This is a genomic window from Paraburkholderia sp. CNPSo 3274 (assembly GCF_024206475.1).
In the GTDB taxonomy this organism is placed as follows: Bacteria; Pseudomonadota; Gammaproteobacteria; order Burkholderiales; family Burkholderiaceae; genus Paraburkholderia.
On record NZ_JAMBPR010000002.1, the window covers coordinates 91,364 to 115,087 of the forward strand.

The 23,724-nt window shown below is 65.1% G+C and carries 18 protein-coding genes and 1 pseudogene; 10 read left to right on the forward strand and 9 right to left on the reverse strand.

Features of this window, described 5'->3' with window-relative positions; genetic code table 11:
* Window positions 1-12 precede the first annotated feature (12 nt).
* From fdhE to fdnG, 4 genes are all read right to left on the reverse strand, one after another.
* Window positions 13-960 carry a formate dehydrogenase accessory protein FdhE gene (gene fdhE / locus M3I54_RS01530; RefSeq protein ID WP_254332683.1) on the reverse strand — a complete coding sequence of 316 codons (948 nt, stop codon included), beginning with the start codon at window positions 958-960 and terminating at the stop codon, window positions 13-15.
* Between the two features lie 110 nt (window positions 961-1,070).
* Window positions 1,071-1,697: a formate dehydrogenase subunit gamma gene (locus M3I54_RS01535; RefSeq protein WP_254332466.1), complete on the reverse strand. Its 627-nt coding sequence runs from the start codon at window positions 1,695-1,697 to the stop codon at window positions 1,071-1,073.
* Window positions 1,684-2,622, reverse strand: a complete 939-nt coding sequence (gene fdxH / locus M3I54_RS01540) for a formate dehydrogenase subunit beta (RefSeq protein ID WP_254332467.1) — start codon at window positions 2,620-2,622, stop codon at window positions 1,684-1,686. The genes M3I54_RS01535 and fdxH overlap by 14 nt, the downstream gene beginning before the upstream one ends.
* A 12-nt stretch (window positions 2,623-2,634) precedes the next feature.
* Window positions 2,635-5,706 (reverse strand): formate dehydrogenase-N subunit alpha, encoded by a 3,072-nt coding sequence (gene fdnG, locus M3I54_RS01545; RefSeq protein WP_254332468.1) that lies wholly within the window; start codon window positions 5,704-5,706, stop codon window positions 2,635-2,637.
* Between the two features lie 196 nt (window positions 5,707-5,902).
* On the opposite strand from fdnG, the gene M3I54_RS01550 reads away from it, so the two are divergent.
* Both M3I54_RS01550 and M3I54_RS01555 read left to right on the forward strand, forming a co-directional pair.
* Window positions 5,903-7,312, forward strand: a complete 1,410-nt coding sequence (locus tag M3I54_RS01550) for a YihY/virulence factor BrkB family protein (protein ID WP_254332469.1) — start codon at window positions 5,903-5,905, stop codon at window positions 7,310-7,312.
* A gap of 220 nt (window positions 7,313-7,532) precedes the next feature.
* Window positions 7,533-8,741 (forward strand): porin, encoded by a 1,209-nt coding sequence (locus tag M3I54_RS01555; protein ID WP_254332470.1) that lies wholly within the window; start codon window positions 7,533-7,535, stop codon window positions 8,739-8,741.
* A gap of 230 nt (window positions 8,742-8,971) precedes the next feature.
* Here the strand turns inward: M3I54_RS01555 and M3I54_RS01560 are convergent, their stop codons facing one another.
* From M3I54_RS01560 to M3I54_RS01570, 3 genes are all read right to left on the reverse strand, one after another.
* Entirely contained in the window at window positions 8,972-9,871 is a 900-nt protein-coding gene (locus tag M3I54_RS01560) for a LysR substrate-binding domain-containing protein (protein WP_254332471.1), read from the reverse strand.
* A gap of 257 nt (window positions 9,872-10,128) precedes the next feature.
* Window positions 10,129-10,578, reverse strand: coding sequence for an HU family DNA-binding protein (locus M3I54_RS01565; protein ID WP_254332473.1), 450 nt, complete (start codon window positions 10,576-10,578; stop codon window positions 10,129-10,131).
* Window positions 10,579-10,902: 324 nt separating this feature from the next.
* Window positions 10,903-12,399, reverse strand: a complete 1,497-nt coding sequence (locus M3I54_RS01570) for a PLP-dependent aminotransferase family protein (RefSeq protein ID WP_254332475.1) — start codon at window positions 12,397-12,399, stop codon at window positions 10,903-10,905.
* A gap of 183 nt (window positions 12,400-12,582) precedes the next feature.
* On the opposite strand from M3I54_RS01570, the gene M3I54_RS01575 reads away from it, so the two are divergent.
* Window positions 12,583-13,020: a carboxymuconolactone decarboxylase family protein gene (locus M3I54_RS01575; RefSeq protein ID WP_254332478.1), complete on the forward strand. Its 438-nt coding sequence runs from the start codon at window positions 12,583-12,585 to the stop codon at window positions 13,018-13,020.
* A gap of 71 nt (window positions 13,021-13,091) precedes the next feature.
* Here M3I54_RS01575 and M3I54_RS01580 read toward each other — a convergent pair.
* Window positions 13,092-14,114, reverse strand: a pseudogene (locus M3I54_RS01580) (peptide MFS transporter); the annotation flags it as partial.
* 182 nt (window positions 14,115-14,296) lie between these two features.
* On the opposite strand from M3I54_RS01580, the gene M3I54_RS01585 reads away from it, so the two are divergent.
* The 4 genes from M3I54_RS01585 to M3I54_RS01600 all read left to right on the forward strand — a co-directional run bounded on the left by M3I54_RS01585 (window position 14,297) and on the right by M3I54_RS01600 (window position 18,357).
* Entirely contained in the window at window positions 14,297-14,980 is a 684-nt protein-coding gene (locus M3I54_RS01585) for a DJ-1/PfpI family protein (RefSeq protein ID WP_254332480.1), read from the forward strand.
* Between the two features lie 156 nt (window positions 14,981-15,136).
* Window positions 15,137-15,475 carry a DUF4148 domain-containing protein gene (locus M3I54_RS01590; RefSeq protein WP_254332482.1) on the forward strand — a complete coding sequence of 113 codons (339 nt, stop codon included), beginning with the start codon at window positions 15,137-15,139 and terminating at the stop codon, window positions 15,473-15,475.
* A 291-nt stretch (window positions 15,476-15,766) separates the two neighbouring features.
* A complete protein-coding gene (locus tag M3I54_RS01595) occupies window positions 15,767-17,263 on the forward strand; it encodes a DASS family sodium-coupled anion symporter (RefSeq protein WP_254332484.1) in 1,497 nt (498 codons plus the stop codon).
* Between the two features lie 41 nt (window positions 17,264-17,304).
* Window positions 17,305-18,357 (forward strand): Ldh family oxidoreductase, encoded by a 1,053-nt coding sequence (locus tag M3I54_RS01600; RefSeq protein ID WP_254332486.1) that lies wholly within the window; start codon window positions 17,305-17,307, stop codon window positions 18,355-18,357.
* 88 nt (window positions 18,358-18,445) lie between these two features.
* Here the strand turns inward: M3I54_RS01600 and M3I54_RS01605 are convergent, their stop codons facing one another.
* Window positions 18,446-19,618, reverse strand: coding sequence for a 4-hydroxybenzoate 3-monooxygenase (locus M3I54_RS01605; protein WP_254332488.1), 1,173 nt, complete (start codon window positions 19,616-19,618; stop codon window positions 18,446-18,448).
* 235 nt (window positions 19,619-19,853) lie between these two features.
* On the opposite strand from M3I54_RS01605, the gene treF reads away from it, so the two are divergent.
* From treF to M3I54_RS01620, 3 genes are all read left to right on the forward strand, one after another.
* Window positions 19,854-21,701: an alpha,alpha-trehalase TreF gene (treF, locus tag M3I54_RS01610; RefSeq protein WP_254332490.1), complete on the forward strand. Its 1,848-nt coding sequence runs from the start codon at window positions 19,854-19,856 to the stop codon at window positions 21,699-21,701.
* 99 nt (window positions 21,702-21,800) lie between these two features.
* Window positions 21,801-22,475, forward strand: a complete 675-nt coding sequence (locus M3I54_RS01615; protein WP_254332492.1) for an HAD family hydrolase — start codon at window positions 21,801-21,803, stop codon at window positions 22,473-22,475.
* 217 nt (window positions 22,476-22,692) lie between these two features.
* A complete protein-coding gene (locus M3I54_RS01620) occupies window positions 22,693-23,652 on the forward strand; it encodes a glycosyltransferase family 2 protein (RefSeq protein ID WP_254332494.1) in 960 nt (319 codons plus the stop codon).
* The last annotated feature ends 72 nt before the right edge of the window (window positions 23,653-23,724 follow it).

Sequence of the window (23,724 nt, forward strand, 5' to 3'; positions counted from 1 at the left end):
GTGCGCGGCTCCTTACTGGTCGCCAGGCACTTCGGGCCATAGCAACGGATTCGGGCTCGCACGAAGGTAGCCCGCATCGCTCATCAGCAGATCGAGCGTGAGGCTCGCCAGGTCGTCTGCAAGCGGCTCGAAATCGAGGTCCTTCTCCTGATAGCCGATCTTGCGGTACGTATGGCATTCGTCGCACGATTCGGCCTTGATTGCAGCATTGCCTCCTTCGATGCCGTGATACGCAATGCCCTTGGTCGAATCGCAGTTCGTGCACTTCACCCGCACCACGTGCGCCTCGGTGCCGCACAGGCCGCATTGCGCAAACCGATAGCCCTGATACGCGCCGCCAATGCGCACGATGCTGGCAACGGGCGGCGACCCGCACACGGGACATACGCCCGGTGCGTCGACATAGGGCACGTCCCGCACATCGATGCGACTCGCGAGGTCGGTCCACACCACCTGCAGCGCGGCCATGATGAACGGCGCGGTGGCAGGTGCGACTTCGGTGTAGCGCTGCGCGAGAACCGCATCGGCCTGGACGTCGAGTTGTGCTTCGTTCATGGCGCGCAGTTCGTCTAGCACTTTCGCGAGCGCAGGCGCGACGGCTCCTGCCGCTTCGACCCGATCGGCGAGACGCAATAGCACGGCGTGCCATTGCGGATCACGCTCGCCCGAAATCGCCGGCAGTATCGGCATGCAATGATGCTGCGCGTTCGCAATGGCTTCGCGCGAAGGCATGGACGCGCTGCAATGTTCGAGCGCCTCCTGCTGCGCATCGACGAGCGCCGCCATGAGACGTACGTAGCCGCCAATGGGATTGTGGTCCGCGAGATGCCGCAGGCGCACGGCGCGCGTGCTGAAAAAGGCGAAGCGCTCGGGCAGACGGATGCGCGGAATCGCCGAAGGATCGAGCGATTCGATTTGCTGCGGGTCGAGAATGCGTTGCGTCACGACGGTCTGCTCCAGAACGGCTTCACAAAGAAAAAACCGCCGTGCCCTCGCGGGCGCCGGCGGTTTGCCGCTCGCGCCGCCACTGCCTTAGCCAACGGCGCGGCAGGCGGCGCGCAGCCTGTGCGTTACTTGATGCTCTCGCGGAACCAGCGCGGATGATGCTTTCTCGCCCAGCCCCAGGTGACGTAACCGCGCGTCATCGCGCCGATCGACCCCTTCACCCAAAGCGCTGCATAAATATGGACGATGATGCCGCACATCAGCACGAACGCCGCTATCGCATGCACCAGGGAAGAGAGCCGGATAATCTCGATCGAGAAATAGATCGAAAAATATCGCCGCCAGATCACGATGCCGCTCAAAAGCAACAGCACGAGGCAAACCACCATCACAAAGAATAACAGCTTCTGGCCCGCATTGTAGCGGCCGATCTCGGGCAACCTGTCTTCGCGGTTGTTGAGCACGTCGCCCATCTGTTTCATCCACTGGATGTCGTCTTTGTCCAGATAGTTGTGATGCCAGAAGCGCAACGCAAGGAGCAGGAACGAGACGAACATCACGATGCCGATGAACGGATGCAAAATACGCGTCCACTGACCGCCGCCAAGCACCGCATAAAGCCAGGACATGGCCGGATGAAACATCGCGAGGCCCGAGAGCGCGAGCAGGATGAAGCTGATCGCGGTGATCCAGTGGTTGCTGCGCTCGTTGGGCGTGTAGCGCTCGATCAGTTGCGGTTCATCGTCTTTCATCGCTGCGCTCCTCGGGCGGTTCGCCACGCATGCGCCGCGCCTCGTCGCGCGCGGCAACTTCATCTTCTTCCGTCACCTCGTTCGGGCCAACCCGCGTGTAGTGGAAGAAACCCGCCAGCGCCGTGAGCGCCATGATGCCGAGTGCGATCGGCTTGGCGGCGCCCTTCCAGAGGCGCACCATCGGGCTGATGCGCGGGTTATCGGGCAGCCCGTGATAAAGCGAGGGCCGGTCCGCGTGATGCAGCACATACATTACGTGCGTGCCGCTCACGCCCGGCGGATCGTAGAGCCCGGCGTTCTGAAAGCCGCGCTCCTTGAGGTCCACGATGCGCTCGGCCGCATGCTGCTTCATGTCTTCCTTGGTGCCGAACACGATTGCGCCCGTCGGGCAGGTCTTCACGCAAGCGGGTTCCTGCCCCACCGCCACGCGGTCCGAACACAGCGTGCATTTGTAGACGCGACGGTCCTTCTGCGAGAGGCGCGGAATATTGAACGGGCAGCCCGTGATGCAAAAGCCGCAGCCAATGCAATTCTCCTGGTGGAAATCCACGATGCCGTTCGTATACTGCACGATCGCGCCCGGCGACGGACACGCCTTCAGGCAGCCCGGGTCCTCGCAATGCATGCAGCCGTCCTTGCGAATCAGCCATTCGAGGTTGCCGTCCGGGTTCTCCCATTCCGAGAACCGCATGACGGTCCACGAGTGCTCGGTGAGATCGTGCGGATTGTCGTAGACACCCGTATTGACACCGATTTCGTCGCGCAGATCGTTCCACTCCATGCACGCCGTTTGACACGCCTTGCAGCCAATGCACTTGGTCACGTCGATGAGCTTCGCGACCGTGCCCGTGACTGGCTCGCGCACGCCCGGCGGCGGCGTGGTCGTGGCTGAGATGCGCTTGATGTCGAGTGATTGCAATGCCATGGTTCGCGCCCCCTATGCCTTTTCGACCTTCACGAGGAACGACTTGAACTCGGGCGTCTGCGAATTGCCGTCGCCCACGGGCGGCGTAAGCGTATTCGTCAAATAGCCCGGGTGCGTGAGCCCCTTGAAGCCCCAGTGCAGCGGTACGCCAACCTGATGCACGGTTTTGCCTTCGATGGTCAGCGGCTTGATGCGCTTGGTGACCACCGCCACCGCGACCAGATGGCCGCGATTGCTCGACACCTTCACGCGGTCGCCCGCCACCACGCCCACTTCCTTCGCGAGCGCCTCGCCGATCTCGACGAATTGCTGCGGCTGAATGATCGCGTTCAGGCGGGCGTGTTTCGTCCAGAAGTGGAAGTGCTCGGTGAGCCGGTACGTGGTCGCCACATGCGGGAACTGCTGCGCGGTTCCAAACGTCTTGCGGTCGTCGGGGAACACGCGCGCCGCCGGATTGCTGGTGGCGAGCGGGTTGTTCGGGTGGAAGGGGTTATAGCCGAGCGGGTTCTCGAACGGTTCGTAGTGCTCAGGGAACGGACCTTCGTTCATGCCGTCTCGAGCGAAGAAACGCGCCACGCCCTCGGGGTTCATGATGAACGGCCCCATGCCCTGATCGGGCGCTTCGTCAGCCTTGTAGTCGGGTATGTCTGGGCCCGTCCATGCACTGCCGTTCCAGGCAATCAGCTTGCGGGTGGGATCGAAGGGCTTGCCCGCCACGTCGCACGAGGCACGGTTGTACAGCACGCGCCGGTTCGCCGGCCACGCCCAGGCCCAATTGAGCGTCTGGCCGATGCCCGTGGGGTCGTCGTTGTCGCGCCGGCCCATCTGGTTGCCGGCCTGGGTCCACGCGCCGCAGAAGATCCAGCAGCCGCTCGCGGTCGTGCCATCGTCCTTCAACTGCGCGAAGGCCGAGAGCTGCTCGCCCTTCTTCACGAGCACCTTGGTGGGATCTTTCGCATCGGTCTGGTCGGCGAGCGCACGGCCGTTGTACTCCTTCGCCAGTTCTTCGGGCGTGGGGCTCGCGGGATCCGAATAGGGCCAGTCGAGCTTGACGATCGGATCGGGCAACTTCCCGCCGTCCTTCTGATACGCGGCGCGTATGCGCAGGAACAGGCCCGACATGATCTCGAGGTCGCTTTTTGCCTCGCCCGGCGGCGCCGCGCCCTTCCAGTGCCACTGCAGCACGCGGCTCGAACTCACGAGGGAGCCGTTTTCTTCCGCAAAGCACGTGGTGGGCAAACGGAACACCTCGGTTTGAATCGAAGTCGGATCGACATCGTTATAGTCGCCATAGTTCTTCCAGAACTCTGCGGTCTCGATGGCGAGCGGGTCCATGATCACGAGCCACTTGAGCTTGCTGAGCGCCGAGACGGTCTTGGCCTTGTTCGGGGAGGACGCCAGGACGTTGAAGCCCTGACAGATATAGCCATTGACCTTACCCTGATTCATCAGCTCGATGGTCTGCAGCAGGTCATACGGCTTGTCGAGCTTGGGCAGCCAGTCGTAGCCCCAGTTGTTGTCCTTCGTGGCCGCGTCGCCCCACCACGACTTCATGAAGCTCACGAAGAAGGCGCCGTAATGCTGCCAGTAACTCAGCTGGTTCGGCCGCATGGGCTGCGACGCGCGCTTCTTGATGTAGTCGTCGTAGTCCTGCTCCGCTTCGAACGGCAGCGTCATGTAGCCCGTGAGCAGGTTCGACATGAGCCCGAGGTCGGTCAGCCCCTGGATGTTCGAGTGGCCGCGCAGCGCGTTCATGCCGCCGCCCGCAATGCCGATGTTGCCGAGCAGGAGCTGCACCATCGCGCCGGTGCGGATATTCTGCGAGCCTATCGAGTGATGGGTCCAGCCGAGCGCGTACATGATCGTGCCCGCGCGCCCCGGCTCGGCCGTGCTCGCCAACATTTCGCATACCTTGAGGAATTTGTCCTTCGGCGTGCCGCACACTTTCTCGACCATCTCGGGCGTGTAGCGCGAGTAATGCTGCTTGAGCAACTGATAAACGCAGCGCGGATTCTGCAGCGTGTCGTCGGTCTTCACGAAGCCGTCGTCGCCGAGCTCGTAGTTCCACGACGACTTGTCCGGGTACGAATGCTTTTGCGGATCGTAGCCCGAAAAAATGCCGTCGTTGAATGCGTAGTCTTCGCGCACGATGAACGAGAAGTCCGTGTAGTTCTTCACGTACTCGTGCTGGATCTTGTCGTTGGTGAGCAAATAGTTGATCACCGCGCCAAGGAAGGCGACGTCCGTGCCGGTGCGGATCGGCGCGTAGAAGTCCGCGACCGATGCCGTGCGCGTGAAGCGCGGGTCCACCACGATGAGCCGCGCCTTGCGGTGCGCCTTCGCCTCCGTGACCCACTTGAAGCCGCACGGGTGCGCCTCGGCCGCATTGCCGCCCATCACCAGAATCACGTCCGCATTGCGAATGTCGACCCAATGGTTCGTCATCGCTCCACGGCCAAACGTCGGGGCAAGACCTGCCACCGTCGGGCCGTGTCAGACACGCGCCTGGTTGTCGAATGCGAGCAGGCCCATGCTGCGGGCCACTTTGTGCGTGAGATAGCCGACTTCGTTGCTGCCTGCCGATGCGGCCAGCATACCCGTGGTCAACCAGCGGTTCACGGTCTTGCCGTCGGCGGTTTTCTCGACGAAGTTCGCGTCGCGATCTTCCTTCAACAGCTTCGCGATACGGTCGAGCGCCTCATCCCACGAAATGCGTTTCCACTCGTTCGAGCCGGCCGCCCGGTACTCGGGGTACTTGAGGCGGCTCTCGCTATGAATGAAATCGATCAGGCTCGCGCCCTTCGGGCACAGCGTGCCGCGATTGACGGGGTGATCGGGATCGCCCTCGATATGGATGATGCTCGTGGTCGCGTTCTTCGCGCCATCGCCGAGACCGTACATGAGGATCCCGCAACCGACCGAGCAGTACGGGCAGGTATTGCGGGTTTCAGTGGTGCGCGCCAGTTTGTATTGTCGGACCTCGGCAAGCGCGTTGTCGGGCGCGAAACCCATCAACGCAAGGCTGGAACCCGCCAGCGACGTCGCCGTGACCTTGAGGAACTGACGCCGGGACATTTGCAGCATGATTCGTCCTCGGCTTCTGGTTGAGGGTTTTTTCAGTATAAGACGTTTTGAGAGACGGATCGCGCTGGGTGTTCGCGAGCTTTATGCGCGCGCAGCGCGAGATCGCCCGGGAACCACGCTTGCTAATATTGAGTGACGAATGAGCCATCTTTTGACGAATACGAACCACTGAAGAACCACCGCGGGGCGCTCCACCATGTCAACGCTTTCCACCGAACGACTGCAGTCCGCCGCGCGCAAAGAAGCGTCGTGGGTGGTGGGCGCGTTGCGCCAGTTCATCGCCAATCGCTGTCCGTCGCTCGCGGCGAGCATCGCGTTCTACTCGGCGTTTTCGCTCGCGCCCACGCTCGTGATGGTGATTGCCGTGGCCGGCTGGTTCTTCGGCGACGACGCCGCGCGCGGCGAACTCTTCCGCCAGGTCCACAACGTGCTCGGCGACGACGCGGCCGCGGGCATCACCACCATCGTGCAGAACGCGCACCGGGCGGGCGGCAAGGGCGGCGTCGCGGCGATCATCTCGCTCGCCTTGCTCGTGATCGGCGCGTCCGCAACCTTCTCCTCGCTCAATTCCGCGCTGAACATGGTCTGGCCGCCGGACGGGCAGCGTCCCTCCAGCGTGTTGGCGCTCGTGCGCGTGCGGCTCATTTCGTTCAGCCTCGTGCTGGGCGTCGCGTTCCTGCTGATCGTGTCGCTCGTGCTCGACACGGCCATTACGTTCGTCGGCCAGTGGCTCTGGGGCAATTCTCCTTATGTGATCATCGGCAACTTGATGCAGCTTGGCGTGGGGCTGGTGGTGCTGGCCATCGCGTTCGGCGCCCTGCTGCGCTTCCTGCCCGACGCCGACGTGCGCTGGCGCGACGCGCTGGTGGGCGGCATCGTCGCGGCGGTGCTGTTCTCGGCGGGCAAGAAGCTGTTCGCGCTCTATCTCGCGCACGCGGGCATGGCAACGGCCTTCGGCGCCGCCGGCTCGCTCGCGGTGCTGCTCATGTGGCTCTATTTTTCAGCGGCGGTGCTCCTGCTCGGCGCGGAATTCTCGGCGGCGCGCGGGCGCATGCACGACCCGCGCGGCGCATGGGGTTTCCTTGAGGAAGCACCGCCCGGCAGCCGCGCCAAGCTGGCCTCGGTGCTCGCCGCCTCCACCATCGTCGCGCGGCACGACACGAAGCGTGCAGACCGTTCTGCCGCTGCGTCGGCGCCATCCGCCGTGCCGATCGGAAACGGCGGCGCAGCCGCCACGGCAATGCCTGCGGCCCTCGCGGCGGTCGTTGCGGCAGACAAATCGACACTATCGGAAACTCCGCTGGGTGCGATCGGGCGCGCGAGCGCGCATGGCGGCGCGTTCGGGAGGCTGAAATCGGGGCTGCAGATCCGCCGTTCGGTCGTGCGCATGGAGGACAGCGCCACCTACGCAGCCGCGCTCACGCTGGTCCAGGCGGGCCGCACGGTCGCCGCCGCCGACCGCTATGTGAAGCGTCATCCGTGGGGTTCGGTGCTGTTCGTCGCGAGCGCGGCGCTCGCCATGACGGCTGCCGGCAGGCGCCGCCACCCCAGCGCCGCCGGGCCAAATGAGGCTGCTGCAAAAGGCCGCGGTAAGGCAAAAAAATAACGCGCGTTTACGGAACTTTTATCAAAAATAACAATAATGCAGGGTCAACAATCCAATATTTCCAAAATCGGCATAATCGACGGAGGTCCCGTCTGACAAGGGATTCTGGCCGGTGTCAGGTTTTCGCGACAAACTTTATTTTTTCAGTTCAGGTCGCCTGGCCTGCTGCGTTATTCTGCAACGCGCAACAACTACACAATTTCTGCGTGGAGAAAACAGAATGAAACGAGTCGCTCTCTCGACCCTCTCGCTGGCCCTCTTGGCCGCAGCTGGCACCGCTCATGCTCAAAACAGCGTGACCCTCTATGGTGTGATCGACGAATCGATCCAGTACGTCAACCACACGACGAACAGCCAAGGTCAAAACAAGAACTTGGTCGCCCTTGTTGGCGGCAACCTGTCGGGCAACCGCTGGGGCCTGAAGGGTACGGAAGATCTGGGCGGCGGCCTGAAGGCGATTTTCCAATTGGAAAGCGGCTTCAACATCAACAACGGCAAAATGGGCAGCTACAACGGCAACACGGCGATCTTCGGCCGTCAAGCATTCGTTGGCCTCACGCACGATCAGTACGGTACGGTCACGTTCGGCCGCCAGTACGACCCGCTGGTCGACATGGTTCAGCCGCTGACCGCCGACAACTACTTCGGCAGCACGTTCACGACCCCGGGTGACGTCGACAACAACGACAACGACTCGCGTACGAACAGCGCAATCAAGTATGTCTCGCCGAACATCCAGGGCTTCCAGTTCGAAGGCATGTACGCGCTGGGCGGCGTCGCTGGCGCAACCGGCTCGGGTCAGAGCTGGGGTGCTGCTGCCACGTACGGCATCGGCTCGTTCAACGTTGCCGGCGGCTACTTCCGCATGGACAACTCGTCGTCGCCGGCAGCCCGCGCAGCCAGCGCAGCCAATGGTTTTGGCGGCTGGTCCCAGAGCGCAACGTCGGATAACGTCTTCTACAACGGCAGCCAGATCAACGCGGCCTACGCTTCGGCGAGCTCGGTCGGCACGGCTCAGATCGCTGCGCAGTACGTCGCTGGTTCGTTCACGTTCAGCGGCCGTTACAGCAACGTTCAGATGCGCCGGGACAGCGCTTCCGCGTTCGCCTCGAACCAGCGCTTCAACGTCGCAGGCGGCTACCTCGGTTATCAGCTGAACCCGGCACTGCTGCTCGGCCTCGGCTACACCTGGACGCACGGCGCTGGCGACACCTCGAACACGTACAACCAGGTTTCGCTCGGCGCGGACTACAACCTGTCGAAGCGTACCGACCTGTACGCTGTGGCGGCCTGGCAGCACGCCAACGGCACGCAGCGCGACAGCGCGACCACGACGTCGATCGCAGGCGCGTCGATCGGCTCGTACGGCTACAACTCAGCTACGAGCTCGCAGACCATGGTCAGCCTGGGCATCCGCCACAAGTTCTAAGCAACGCTTTGCTCCGGGCTTCGGCCCGGCGCCGGAACGGGCTGACGAGCCTTTCCGGCGCAGCTCGCGAGACCACGCAGCTAAAAGCTGCACGCCGCACAAACCAGCCTCGGGCGCAAGCCCTGGCTGGTTTTTTTATGGCCGCCGGGTTTTAGAAGCAAAGCTCCAAGGCGTGTTCACGCAAGGCCATCACTTGCGCCGTTTACACGCCCTTTACACGAGCGAAAGGCTCAGCGCAGCCGCGCCAGCGCGGCGGCGGCGTGCCACACGAACGCGTCGCTCAGTGCCGTCGCCGCGCGCTGCGTGCCGCGCACGACATGGAGCGCGCTCGACAGCGCGGGCGTGAAGCGCTTCACGCTCACCCGCGCGCTCGCGTGCTGGGCTGTCAGCGCGTCGACGAGCGCGATGCCCATCCCCGCTTCCACCATCGCCACGACGGATTGCGCAAGCGCCGCTTCGACGCCGGGCTCGCGCGCCACCCCGCATTCGGCAAAGAGCCGGTCGATGGAGAGGCGCGCCTCGCTCGCCGCGGCAAATGAAATGAAGCGTTCGCCCGCGCAGTCTTGCGCATGAATCACGCGTTTGCGCGCGAGCCGGTGTCCGCGCGGCACGATGCAGCGCAGCGGCCATTCACCCAGATACTCGAGACGCGCGCCAGGATGCGCGACGGCTTGCGCGACGAAACCGAGATCGCAGCGTTGCAACGCCACGCGCTCGACAATCTCGGCGGCTTCGCCAGTCAGCAGTTCGAAATCGACGCCTTCGTGCTCGCTCGCGAACGCGGCGGCCACGCGCGGCAGGAAGTCGGCGCAAAGATCCGCTGACGCGGCAACGCGCACGACGCCGCGCCGTTGCGCGCGAATCTGCGCAGCCGCCTGAGCCACGCGCTCGAAACCGAAGAACGCCCGCTCGACTTCGTCTTGCAGCGTATGTGCCTCGACGGTCGGCAGCAAACGCCCCTGGCGCCGCTCGAAAAGTGCGAACCCCATCTTTGTTTCGAAGTCGGCAAGCAAACGGCTCACCGCGGGCTGCGAAATGCCGAGCGCCTGTGCCGCGCGCGTGACGGTGCGCCACTGCATCAACGCGCGAAACGCTTCCACCTGGCGCAAACTAAGGTCGGCTGCTTGCATAACAGTTTGTTATATACGTTTGAATCTTTTTGATCCAAGGCAATCGCTTACGTATGATTTCGGCGATAACCATGCCGTGATTTCACAGAGATCATATCGAATATCAAGCCATAACATTAGAACATAGCATAGCAGTGCCAGCGAACGTTGCACGCACCAAATGAAAAATCCCCGTGGGCTCGACGCCAACGGGGACTTTTTGGTACTGACGGGTAACCGCTACCCGAAGGCCGCGGCTTGAAACGCGATCAGCGCAATCAGGCTGCTGCTGCGTCCTTCAGCTTCTTCAGGGCGCGCGCCTTGATGCGGACCGATGCGGGCTTCGCCGGGAACCAGCGCTCTTCACCCGTGAACGGATCCTTGCCGAAGCGCTTCTTCTTCGCCGGCACGGCCTGGACGACGATCTTCAGAAGGCCCGACAGCGTGAATTCGCCAGCGCCCTTCTTGTGGACCGAACCGAGGATCGTGTCTTCCAGCGCGGCGAGCACGGCCTTGGCAGCCTTCGGCTCGACGCCTGCACGCTCAGCGACGTGGGTAGCCAGCGAGGCCTTCGTGAAGGTGTCCTTGATCGGCGTCGGTGCGCCGGACGCCTTCACGGCGACCTTCTTAGCTGCGGCCGTCTTGGTGGCGGGCGCTTTCTTTGCGGCAACCTTCTTGGCCGGGGCAGCTGCCTTTTTAACGGCCACTTTCTTTGCGGAAGTCGGCATGTTTCTCCTACCAGTGTTGGTCAGTGAATCGAAGAAGCACTGCGGAATGCACGTGCTTCAACGGCGGATTCTACATACGCGCAAGCGTTTTGCGTGAAGCTTTTGCATTGTCGTTACGATTTTGTTGCGCGACGCTGACTCTCGAACACATTTTGACGCCTGTTTACAGGGGTAAACGTGCCCCCTTGCGCACCCGAATCACTGACGGACGACGCGCTTCGGTCGGCGCGGTGCACGGCGCGTTCGTCAGGAAAGCGCCATACGTATGGCGTTTTTGCATGATTTCGGCTGCCATGCCGGTGTCGCAGCGATAGCAAGATGCAGTCAAAGCGTGCGCAGCAGCGTGGCGAGCGATGTCAGCGCGGCGTCGATACGCTCGGCGTCGACCCCACCGTAACCGAACAGAAAACCGCTCTGCACAGGCGCTTCGAGATGAAACGGCGCGAGCGGATGCAGACCGATCGACGCGCGGCGCGCGGCCTGCGCCACCGCTGCGGCGTCGAGCGGCGTGACGAGCCGTGCCGCCAGGTGCAACCCCGCCGTGTTCGGCGTGACGGGTTCGAGCCACGGCGCAAGCGGTCCGCGCAGATGCGCGAGCAGCACGTCGCGGCGCTGCGAATACGTCTGATGCATGCGGCGCAAATGGCGCGCGAAATGGCCGTCGAGCATGAAGTCGGCGAGCGCCGTCTGCATGAGCACGCAGCCGTGCGCGTCGCCAATCTGCCGCGCGCGGGCGAGCGGCGCGGCCAGCGCGGCTGGCGGCACCACGTAGCCCACGCGCAGCTCGGGGAACATGGTCTTCGAAAACGTGCCAACGTAGGCCACGAGGCCGGCATTGTCGAGGCTTTTGAGCGGCTCCATCGAGCGGCCCTCGAAGCGGTATTCGCAGTCGTAGTCGTCTTCGATCACGAGCGCGCCGCACGCCTGCGCCCATTCGAGCAGCGCGACGCGACGTTCGAGACTCATCGGCATGCCGAGCGGAAACTGGTGCGAAGGCGTCACGTACACGAGCCGCGCCGCCTTCGGCAGCCGCGCGACGACGAGCCCTTCGCGATCCACCGGCACCGGCACGACCTTCGCGCCCAACGCGGCAAAGATATCGCGCGCGGGCGGATAGCCCGGTTCCTCCACGGCGACTACGTCGCCGGGTGTGAGTGTCACGCGCGCGAGCAGATCGAGCGCCTGCTGCGCGCCCTGCGTGACGATCACGTCCTGCCAGTTGCCCTGCACCGCGCGGTTGAAGGCGAGATAGCGCGACACCGCAAGGCGCAGCTTCTCCTCGCCCGCCGGGTCGCGATACATACCGTGGCCGCGCGCCTGCACGCGCAGCGCGTCGTTGATGCAGCGCCGCCAGATGTCGAAGGGAAAGCGGGACTTGTCGGTGACGCCGCCCGCGAAGTCGCACGCGAGCCGCGTGTCGAGGCGCGGCAACGAACCGTGCAGCGCCTCTGCTTGCGCCTGCCACCAGGGCGTGGCCTGCGCCACGCGCGGCGCTCTCCCGGCACGCTCAGAGGAGATAGCAGCGGTGGCAGCGCGTATCTGCGGATTCGGATGACCGCGCTCGCGCGCGGGCAGGCGTTCGAGCGTTTCGGCCACGAATGTGCCCGAGCCGCGCCGCGAATTCAGATAGCCTTCGGCGAGCAGGCGTTCGAATACGTCGAGCGTGGTCTTGCGCGAAACGCCGAGCTGCGAGGCGAGGTCGCGCGTGGACGGCAGGCGGGTGCCGCCGGCCAGGCGCCCATCGACGATGCTGTCGCGTAGCTGGCGATAGATCTGGCCCGCGAGGTCGCGACGGCCCGATACGGTGACGTGGAGTTCCATGATGACGCTGCAGGGAGCGTTCGACGAGAGCGAAAGTGGTCACCCGAAATATTGCCAGAATGGCTATGTGAACGCACCAGCGCAACGCCTAAAGTGCACCTGTGGTTACGCAATTCGCAAGTCCGTTATCAACATCGCTGTCGACGACAGCGCCACGCCATTCAACTCGATAGGTAAACGCTCATGCAGGCACGTCTGGATTTCTACAAGGCCAGCCCGGAAGGCACGAAGGCCATGATTGCGCTCGAAGAGCGCGCTAGCAAGAGCTCGATCGAAAAGCCGCTCGCGGAACTGGTGCGCCTGCGCGCTTCGCAGATCAATGGCTGCGCATTTTGCGTGGACATGCACACCACGGATGCGCGCAAAGGCGGCGAAACCGATCGCCGGCTCGCCACGGTTTCGGTGTGGCGCGAGACGCCGTTCTTCACCGAGCGCGAGCGCGCGGCGCTCGAATGGACCGAATCGGTCACGCTGCTCGCGCAAACGCACGTGCCCGATGAAGTTTGGGAACGCGTGAAGCCGCATTTCAGCGATCAGGAGATCGCCGACCTCACGCTGCTGATCATCGCGATCAACGGCTGGAACCGCATCGCGGTGACGTTCCGCAGGATGCCGGCCTGAGTTTGAAGCAGGAACCGCGTTGCTTCAGCTGCCGCAAATTAAGCGGCGGCTGAACGCGGCGCGTGTATCGATTACTGGATGCTTTCCGATCGCGGCTCGCGCGTCGCTTGCGCGCCGCATTTTGCGTGATGCTCGCGCGAGAGGCGGTTCATGATCGGCAACAGCAGCACGGCCACCAGCACGCCCAGCGACGCGAGCCAGCCAAGCCCGGTAAAGAGCCGCGTATAAAGCGGCAACGAGGTAAGCGGGTCGAGCGTGCCCGAGGGCATCTGCGCGAAATTCGCCACCACGCTGCCCAGATACTGCGAAACGCCGGTCGCGACGAAGTACGCGCCCATCATGAAGCCGCTCATGCGCGCGGGCACGTAGCGCGCGATCATCGCGAGCCCGAGGCCGCTCACGAGCAGCTCGCCGAGCGAGTAAAGCCCGTAGCCGGCCACCATGAACCACGACGACACGCGCCCTTCCACCGCGTAGCGCCCGCTCGCCGCGAACACGAAAAAGCCCGCGGCGACCACGCCGAAGCCCAGTGCATATTTCACGGCCACCGGCACATCGCGGCCGCGCCGCGCAAGCGACGTGTAGAGCACGGCGAGCACGGGCGAAAGCACCATGATCCAGATGGGATTGAGCGCCTGGAACTGCGCCGGGCTCCATCGGAACAGCGCAATACCGAACAGCGTGAACTGCGGATCGACGTTGCGCAGCGCAAACAGCGTGAGCGAAGTCGACATCTGCTGATAGAACACGAAGAACAGGATCACCTGGGCCGTGAGGATGAGCGCCGCGATCAGGCCCGCGCGCTCGGCATGCTCGCAGCGCACGAGCATCCAGCCGAAGATCGCGAGAATGGCGGCGGCCGCGGCATACACGCAGCCGCGCGCGATCGCCTCGTGCTGGAGCACGAACATCGTCGCCGCGCCGAGCGCCACCGCGCCCACCGCCACGAGGGCGGCGCGGCCCATGTGCAGCGGGCGGTCGTCGGGCGCCGAGCCGATGCGCGCGAGCGTGCGGCGCATCAGACAGAAGTTGACGATACCGAGCACCATGCCCGCGCAGCACACGCCGAACGCGGCGTGCCAGCCCCAATGCTCCATGTTGCGTATTTCCGGTTGCGGGTAGTGCAAGGCGCGCGATTGTACTCGCGCGTGCGCCGCTGGCAGTTTTTGCGCGGCTTTTGGCATGGTCGTGCACCGGGGCGAGATTACAGTGATTCCCGAATCATCGGCACACCACCGGCCCTATTCGACAGGCCAACCTTGACCGGGAACACCACATGGCACTGCAAATCGGATTTCTCTCATTTCCCAATGTTCAACAGCTCGACCTGACCGGCCCGTACGACGTGCTCGCCTCGATGCCGGACACGAAAGCGCGGCTCATCTGGAAGACGCTCGATCCGGTGCGCTCGAGCACCGGCCTCATGCTCACGCCCGACACGACCTTCGAGGACTGCCCGCCGCTCGACGTGATCTGCGTGCCGGGCGGCAGCGGCGTCTCCCAGCTGATTCCCGACGACGAGACGCTCGCGTTCCTGCGCCGCCAGGCAAGCACGGCGCGCTACGTCACCTCGGTTTGCACGGGTGCGCTCGTGCTCGGCGCGGCCGGGCTCCTGCGCGGGCGCCGCGCGACCACGCACTGGGCCTTCCACGAACTGCTGGAGCCGCTCGGCGCGCTGCCCGTGAAAGCGCGCGTGGTGCGCGACGGGAACGTGCTGACCGGCGGCGGCATCACTGCGGGTATCGATTTCGCATTGACGCTCGCCGCCGAGTTGATCGGCGACGAGGCCGCCCAGGCGCTCCAGCTCGAACTCGAGTACGCGCCCGCGCCGCCGTTCGATGCGGGCGACCCCGCCAGCGCGCCGCCTGCGATCGTGGAAAGGTTGCGCGCGCAGACAGCCGCGTCGCTCGCCGAACGCGCGCGCGTAGTCGCGGCGGCGGCCGCGAAGCTCGGCGCCTGAGCGCCCGGTGAGGCCGGCGCAGCTGCCTGGATGCCAGGGTCAGCGCTTGCTACCGTCTTTGGTGGGGATCGATTACATTGGGGGACGGGCGCGCCGCAGCCGTTTGCGCCCGTCCTCCCAGCCCTGGGTAGTTCAAACCAATCATTAGGGGAATCGATGCGCTCCACCACCAGCAAGCTGACTCTCGCCGCGGCGACCGCCGCATTCCTGATCGGCGTTGCCGCGCCGTCGTTCGCGCAAACCGAGGCCAGCGCGCCTGCCGCCGATCAGGCCGCAACCTCGCAACCGCTCACCAAGGAACAGAAGGCACAGGCCAAGGCTCAGGCCAAAGCGCAGCGCAAGGCCGAGCGCAAGCAAGCCCGCGCGAAGAACAACGCCGAGTTGAAGAAGCTGGAAGACGCGGGCTACAAGCCGGCGCTGAACGACCCGAACTATCCGCAGAACCTGCAGGACGCACAGAAGAAAGCTAACGCTGCTGCTGGCACCAACCAGTAATTCGCGTCAGCGTCCGTTTTAACCGGCTGCCTTGCCGGTTAAAACGCCTTCACCATCAACTTGCCCGCATTACCCGCAGCATGCTCGAACGCTGCCCTTCCTCCGCCTTCGCGCTCGCCCGCTCCCGCCGTACACACTAAACGCTTCATCAGTCGAATGGCAGTACCATCCGCGAAGCGAATGCGCTGACTCGTTCGCAAGCCGCAACACCGCCGCCATCGACGCAGCACGCGCTCTGCCGCAAGGCATCGCGAGCCATGCCGCGTGCATGCCCAACATGGAGTCATCGCCATGAACGCACCCCAGCCAGCAGCCAACGCGAGCGCCGCCCCGCAGAAAAAGGGCATACCTGTGGGTCTGATCGCGGGCGTGATCGTGCTCGTCGTCGTGCTTCTGCTGCCCCTGCCCGATAGCCTCCCGCCCGCCGGCCAGCGCATGCTCGCCATCCTCGCGTTCGCTGTGGTCGTGTGGCTCACCGAAGCGGTCTCGTATGAAGCGAGCGCCATCATCATCACCTCGCTCATGGCGTTTCTCGTGGGCACCGCGCCCACCATCGAAAACCCCGCTGTCGATTACGGCACCAACAAAGCCATCAGCATGGCGCTCGCGGGCTTCTCCAATTCCGCGCTCGCACTCGTGGCCGGCGCACTCTTTATCTCCGCGGCGATGACCGTCACCGGGCTCGACCGGCGCATTGCGCTCGTCACGCTCTCGCTCATCGGCACCACCACGCGGCGCATCCTGATCGGCGCGGTCGCCGTGACCATCGTCCTCTCGCTCGTGGTGCCGAGCGCCACCGCGCGCAGCGCCTGCGTCGTGCCGATCATGGTGGGCGTGATCTCGGCGTTCGGCGTGGACAAGCGCTCGAACATCGCGGCGGGCATCATGATCGTGGTCGCGCATGCCACGAGCATCTGGAACGTCGGCATCCAGACCGCCGCCGCGCAGAATCTGCTGACCGTGGGCTTCATGGACAAGATGCTCGGCGCGCGCGTCACGTGGCTCGACTGGCTCATTGCGGGCGCGCCCTGGGCGATCGTGATGTCGGCAGCGCTGCTCTTCATCGTGCTGAAGATGCTGCCGCCCGAAGCCGACGCTATCGCGGGCGGCAAGGAAGCCGTCGAAGCCTCGCTGCGCGAACTCGGCCCCATGACGGGCCCGCAAAAGCGCCTGCTGGGTGTATCCATTGGCCTGCTGCTCTTCTGGGCGACCGAAGGCAAGCTGCACCCGTTCGACACCACCTCGGTCACCTACGTGGGGCTCGTGCTGCTGCTGTTGCCGCGCTTTGGCGTGATGGACTGGAAGACCGTGCAAAGCCGCATTCCGTGGGGCACGGTGATCGTGTTCGGCGTGGGCATCAGCCTCGGCACGGCGCTGCTCACGACGAAGGCGGGTCAATGGCTCGGCGACCTCGTCGCGCATCATACGGGGCTCGACACCGCCACGCCGTTCATGGCCTTCGCGATTCTCTCGGCCTTCCTCATCCTCATCCACCTCGGTTTTGCGAGCGCAACGGCGCTCACCTCCGCGATGCTGCCGATTCTCGTGTCGGTGCTGCAATCCATGCAGGGCGACTTCAACCGGCTCGGTCTTACCATGCTGCTCGGCTACGTCGTGAGCTTCGGCTTCATCCTGCCGATCAACGCGCCGCAAAACATGGTGTGCCTCGCCACCGAAACGTTCACGGCGAAGCAGTTCGCGCGCGTGGGCATCGTACTGACCGTCGTCGGCTATGCGTTATTGCTGCTGTTCGCCGCGACGTGGTGGCGCTGGCTGGGCTGGATCTGAACACTGCACCCGAACGCTGCACGGTTAGCGAGGAGCCACTCATGGAAGTCAAGATCGACGACGCACGCCGCTTCGCCACGGCCGTGCTCACGAACGTCTCGGTGCCCGAAGACATCGCCGCCGACGTGGCCGACCACCTGATCGAATCCGACCGCGTGGGCTACGCGAGCCACGGCCTGTCGATCCTGCCGAACTACAAGCGCGTGCTGGCCGCGGGTTTCGTCACCGCCGATGGCCGCGCCGAGCGCGTAGTCGACCGCGGCAGCCTGATCGGCTATGACGGCCACAGCGGCTTCGGTCAGCACGTGGGCAAGGTCGTGATGGAAGACGCGATCGCTCGCGTGCGCGAATATGGCCAGTGCATCGTGACGCTGCGCCATAGCCATCACCTGGGGCGCATGGGCCACTATGGCGAAATGATCGCGGCGCAGGGCTACGTGCTGCTCGCGTTCACCAACGTGGTGAACCGCGCGCCGACCGTCGCGCCGTTCGGCGGGCGCGAGCCTCGGCTCACGACCAACCCGCTGTGCTTCGCGGGTCCGCTGCCGGGCGGGCGGCCGCCCTTCGTCGTGGATATCGCCACGAGCGCCATTGCCGTGAACAAGGCGCGCGTGCTCGCGGAAAACGGTCTGCCGGCGCCCGACGGCTCGGTGATCGACGCGAACGGCCAGCCGACCTCCGACCCCAACGTGCTGTTCGCCGACCCGCCCGGCGCGCTGCTGCCGTTCGGCCTGCACAAGGGCTATGCGCTCGGGCTCGTGGCGGAACTGCTCGCGGGCGTGCTCTCGGGCGGCGGCACGATCCATCCGGACAATCCGCGCAATGGCGTCGCGACCAACAATCTGTTCGCGCTGGTGCTCGATCCGCAGGTGGATTTCAACACGACCTGGCGCTCGCAAGAGGTCGAATCGTTCCTCGACTATCTGCTCAGCTGCCCGCCGCAGGATCCTGCGCAGCCGGTGCAGTATCCGGGCCAATATGAGGCGGAAAATCGCGCGCGGCATACGCAAACGATCGTTTTGCCCGACTCCGTGAGAAAGCCTTTCGCCGATATCGCAAACGAACTGGGCATCGCGCCGCTCACGGCAATTTAAAGCCGGCTTGAAGCGGTCCACGCCGAAAACAAAAAAGCCGCGCGAGCCCTTCGGGACTCGCGCGGCCATTTCATTCGTTGCGCTTACCTCACACCGCAACCGCGCCCACATAGTTCTCGGCCATTGCCGTCGCGGCGGCACGCGACGTGGTGACGTGCTCCAGCTCGGCAACCTGCAGGCGCTGCTCGAACGGCGTGGCGTCGTCGAGGCGGTGCATCATGCGCGTCATCCAGTACGAGAAGTGCTCGGCGCGCCAGATGCGGCGCAGCGCCGTTTCGCTATAGCCGTCGAGCAGATCGGTGCGGCCTTCCTTGTAGAGCGCCACGAGCGCCGCGGTCAGCACGCGCACGTCCGCCACCGCGAGATTGAGGCCCTTCGCGCCGGTAGGCGGTACGATATGCGCCGCGTCGCCCGCGAGAAAGAGGCGCCCGTGCTGCATCGTGGTCGTGACGAAGCTGCGCATGCCCACGATGTTCTTCTGGAAGATCTTGCCTTCCACCACCTGGTGACCTTCGTGCGAATCGACGCGCGCATGCAACTCGGCCCAGATGCGGTCGTCGGACCAGTTATCGACGTTGTCCTTCGGATCGCACTGGAAATACATGCGCTGCACGTTCGGCGAGCGCGTGCTGACGAGCGCGAAGCCGCGATCGTGGCGCGCGTAGATCAGTTCGTCGGAAGTGGGCTGCGCCTCGACGAGAATGCCGAACCAGCCGAACGGGAACACGCGCTCGTAGTCCTGGCGCAGCGCCGCCGGAATCGAGGCGCGCGACACGCCGTGGAAACCGTCGCAGCCGATCACGTAGTCGCAGTGCAGCTCGTGTTCCTCGCCTTCGTGCGTGAAGCGGATCGACGGCGTGCTGGTTTCGACGCCGTGAATCGACGTGTTCGAGACATTGAAGAAGAGCTTGCCGTCGGCGGCCACGCGCGCGGCCACGAGGTCCTTGAGCACTTCATGCTGCGCGTAGACGGTGATGGCTTTGCCGGTGAGGCCAGTGAGATCGATGCGGCGACGCTTGCCTTCGAACGCGAGTTCGAAGCCGTGATGCAGCGCGCCTTCGGCCTTCATGCGAGCGCCGACGCCCGCTTCGGTCAGCAAGTCCATCGTGCCTTGCTCGAGCACGCCGGCGCGAATGGTCGATTCGATCTGCTCGCGGCCACGCAGCTCGAGCACGACCGTGTCGATGCCACGCAAATGAAGAAGATGGGAAAGAAGCAGGCCCGCGGGCCCGGCGCCAATGATGCCAACCTGAGTGCGCATGAGATGTCTCCTGATGCGGCGTTGCTGAATTGATTTTCCGCAAGTTTCGCCGCTGCACCCGTTATCGCGCAACGCGATATGGAGAATATGGACTATCCCGATTTCGAATAGTGCCGCAGTCGCCAGCCATCTCATTTAGCCGCTGCGCGGAACGGAAATTGCTCATCGACACGCTTCGCCTGCGCCCCAGGTTTGCGCGCCGGCGCGCTCCTCGCCCATCAATAACATCAAGGCCATGTCTTTCCCGTTCCGCTCCCGCACGCCCGCATCCGCCACGACATCCAGCCCCATCCCGTTTGCCGCCACACTCGCCGCTGCGTTGTGCCTCGCATTGCCGCTCGCGCAAGCCGCCCATGCCGCCGACGCACTGGCCGACGCCGCAGCCTCCGCGAACGCACCAGTCAACGCGCAGGAATTACAAACGCCCGCGCAATCGGCGAAGCCGGTTCGCTCGCCGGCGCAGCACGCAGCCGCAAAAGAGAGCCAGCCCGCCACGCCCGCCGACCTCTACGGCCGTCTCTATCACGACGTGCAGATCGCGCAGATCTTCCCCGACAGCAAGACGTTTGCCGACATGCTGCCCAACGAGCGCCCAAGCCAGATCACGGCCGCCTACGAGCGCTGGCGCCAGCAACACGCGGGGCAGCACGATCCTGCCGCGCGCAAGGCCGCGCTCACGCAGTTCGTGAACCAGTACTTCACGGCCCCGGCGCAAATTGAAAACCACTACGTTTCCGATCCGAACCAGGATGTCGTCGGCCACATCGACACGCTCTGGAACGTGCTGAGCCGCCGCCCCGACGCGAAGCCGAATCCGTATTCGTCGCTGCTGCCGCTGCCGTACGCGTACGTCGTGCCGGGCGGGCGCTTCAACGAGATCTACTACTGGGATTCGTACTTCATCATGCTCGGCCTGGAAGCCAGCGGCCGCCACGAACTCGCGCTCGACGAGCTGAACAACTTCGCCGCGCTGATCGACCGCTACGGCCACATCGCGAACGGCAATCGCACGTACTACCTGAGCCGCTCGCAGCCGCCGTTTTTCGCGCAGATGGTGAGCCTCGTCGCCGAGAAAGACGGCGACGCCGTGTACCTCCATTACCTGCCGCAATTGCGCAAGGAATACGACTACTGGATGGCCGGCGCGCAAACGCTCAAGCCCGGCCACGCCGCGCGCCACCTCGTGCGCCTGCCCGACGGCACGCTGCTCAACCGCTACTGGGATGCGCGCAACCGCCCACGCGACGAGTCGTACCGCGAGGACATCCTCACCGCGCGAGCCACGCCGCAGCGCGACGCCTCGGACCTCTGGCGCAACCTGCGCGCGGGCGCGGAAACGGGCTGGGACTACAGCTCGCGCTGGCTCGCCGACGGCCACACGCTCTCGACCATCGACGTGACCTCGCTCGCGCCGGTGGACCTCAATTCGCTGATGGTGATGCTCGAACGCACGCTCGCGAAGGCCTACGGCCTGAAGGGCGACGCGCGCGAGGCCGAACTGATGACGAAGCGCGCGCAACAACGCGCCGACGCCATCGACCGCGTGCTCTGGGACCCGCAGTTGCATGCGTACTGCGATTACGACTTCGCGCACCACACGCTCACGCACCGGCTCACGGCGGCGACCGTCTACCCGCTCTATGCGGGCGTCGCGACGAAAGGAGAGGCGCAGGAAGTGGCCGCCGCGGTGCGCGCCGGACTGCTGCGCCCCGGCGGCCTCGCCACCACTCAGGTCGCGACTGGCCAGCAATGGGACGAGCCGAACGGCTGGGCGCCGCTGCAATATCTCGCGGTCATGGGGCTGCGCCGCTACGGCGAGCAGGACCTGGCGCAGGAAATCGCCACGCGCTGGATCGCAACGAATCTCGCCTACTACGCGCGCACGCACAAGCTCGTCGAGAAATACGACGTAAGCGCGTCGGCCACGAAGGCATCTTCGGCGGGCGGCGGCGAATATCCGCTGCAGGACGGCTTTGGATGGACCAATGGCGTACTGCGCGTGCTGCTGCAGATGTATCCGCAGACTGGAGCCGCACAAGGCGCACCGGCGGCGTCCGGCGCGGCTGCGGCCAGCGCGCCCTGAAGCGACGCCGCACGCCCGCCGCGGCGCACGCCATGGGCGCGCGGCGTACACTTTTTGCGCTACCGCAGCGTAATCTTCGTGTTGCAAGAGGAGCCACCCATGCGCAACGAATCGGCCTTTTTGTTCGACCTCGACGGCACGCTCGTCGACAGCGTTTATCAGCATGTGCTCGCATGGAAGGAAGCGCTCGACGCGGACGGCATCGAGCTTTCGGTGTGGCGCATTCACCGGCGCATCGGCATGAGCGGCGGGCTCTTCATGAACCAGTTGCTGCGCGAGACGCACGAGGCCATCTCGCCCGAGCGCATCGCGCGCTTGCAAAAACTACACGCCGACGCCTACCGCCGCCACGCCGACCAGGTGCGCCCGCTGCCCGGCGCGCGCGCGCTGCTCGACGCGCTCAGCGCCGCCCAGGTACCCTGGGCGATCGCCACGAGCGGGCGGATCGCCACGGCGTCCGTGAACTTGCAGGCGCTCGGCGTGGACCCGTCCGTCACGACCGTGGTCACGCGCGACGAAGTGCGCCACGCCAAGCCCGACCCGGATCTTTTCGTCGCCGCGGCGCTGCGGCTGAACGTGCCGGTCGAGCGCTGCCTCGTGGTGGGCGACAGCGTTTGGGACATGCTCGCGGCCCAGCGCTGCCGCGCGCTCGGCATTGGCCTGCAGTCGGGCGGCTACGGCACCGAGGAACTGGAACGCGCGGGCGCGTTGCGCGTGTACGAAGATCCCGCCGACCTGCTCGGCCACCTCGACGAAGTCTGCGCTCGCGACTGAGCGGCTCATTGAGCGGCTGATCGAGCGGCGAACTGCGCTGATCGCGCGCCGCCGAACGCGGCGCGAAATTTGCGCAGCTCTCGACGGTGCAGTGCAGCACCGCCGCTGCGCCGCCACGCCTCTGGCGCACGTCAGGTACTGCATGTCGCGCGCCATCGGCGTATGCTGACATAGGTCAATTCGACAACTCACCGGCCGGCTCCCGCCGCCTGCTGCGATGAACGACTCCGCCCCTGCCCCCGGAATCCCCAGCGCGCCGCGCGTGACGGTGGTTGTCCTCACGCGCAATCACGTGCGTCAAACCATCGATACCGTCGCACGCCTCACCGCCCTTTCCGAACACCCCGACGTCATCGTGGCCGACAACGGCTCCACCGATTCCACCGTCTCCCTGCTGGCGTCGCTTTTTCCGCAAGTGCGCATCGTCCAGTCGCTGGGCGACCACGGCATGGCCGGTTTCAATCGCGCCGTGCTGCTCGCGCGCACCGACTATGTCGCGTGCTGCGACGACAGCACCTGGTTCGCGCCCGGCGCGCTCGCGCGCGCGGCGCAGCTGCTCGACGCCCACACGCAAGTGGCCGTGCTCAACGCGCGCGTAGTGAGCGGCGACGAGCGCGAGATACACCCCGCCTGCCTGATGCTCGCCGCCACGTCGCCTGGCACGGAGAGCGAGGCCGGGCCGGCGCTCGCGAACTTCATGGCCGGCGCGTGCATTTTCCGCGCGGCCGTGTTCCGCGCGCTCGGCGGCTACGAGGAGCGGCTTTCACACGGCGGCGCCGAGGAGCTTGCCGCGCTCGACATGCTTTCGGCCGGCCATCAGATCGTCTATTGCGAGCAGGCGCTCGCGCATCGCGAACCGCTTTACCGCTGGTTCACGCGCGCGCAGCAATGCTCGCTCGCGCGCAACACCGCCTGGGTGGCGTGGATGCGCCTGCCCGCGCGCGATGCGATCGCAGCGACCGGCCGCGCGCTCGCCGTGTTCGCGCGCCAACGCTCGCTCGGGCCCGCGGGCGTGGCGCTACTGCGCGGCGCGTTCTGGACGTTGCGGGCACGCCGCGTGGTGCCGCCGCACGTCGTGCTGCTCACGCGCCAGGTACGCCGCGCGGAACGCCACGTGCGCGCAGGCATTCCGGCAATGGCCGAAAAGTACGACCGCTCAGGGCAGCGCGCGTGGTAAGCTGCGGCGCCCGCTGCGCGCGGGCCGTCCATTCAAGAGGCCAGAGCCTGTCAAACTTGTGAACAGGCCCTA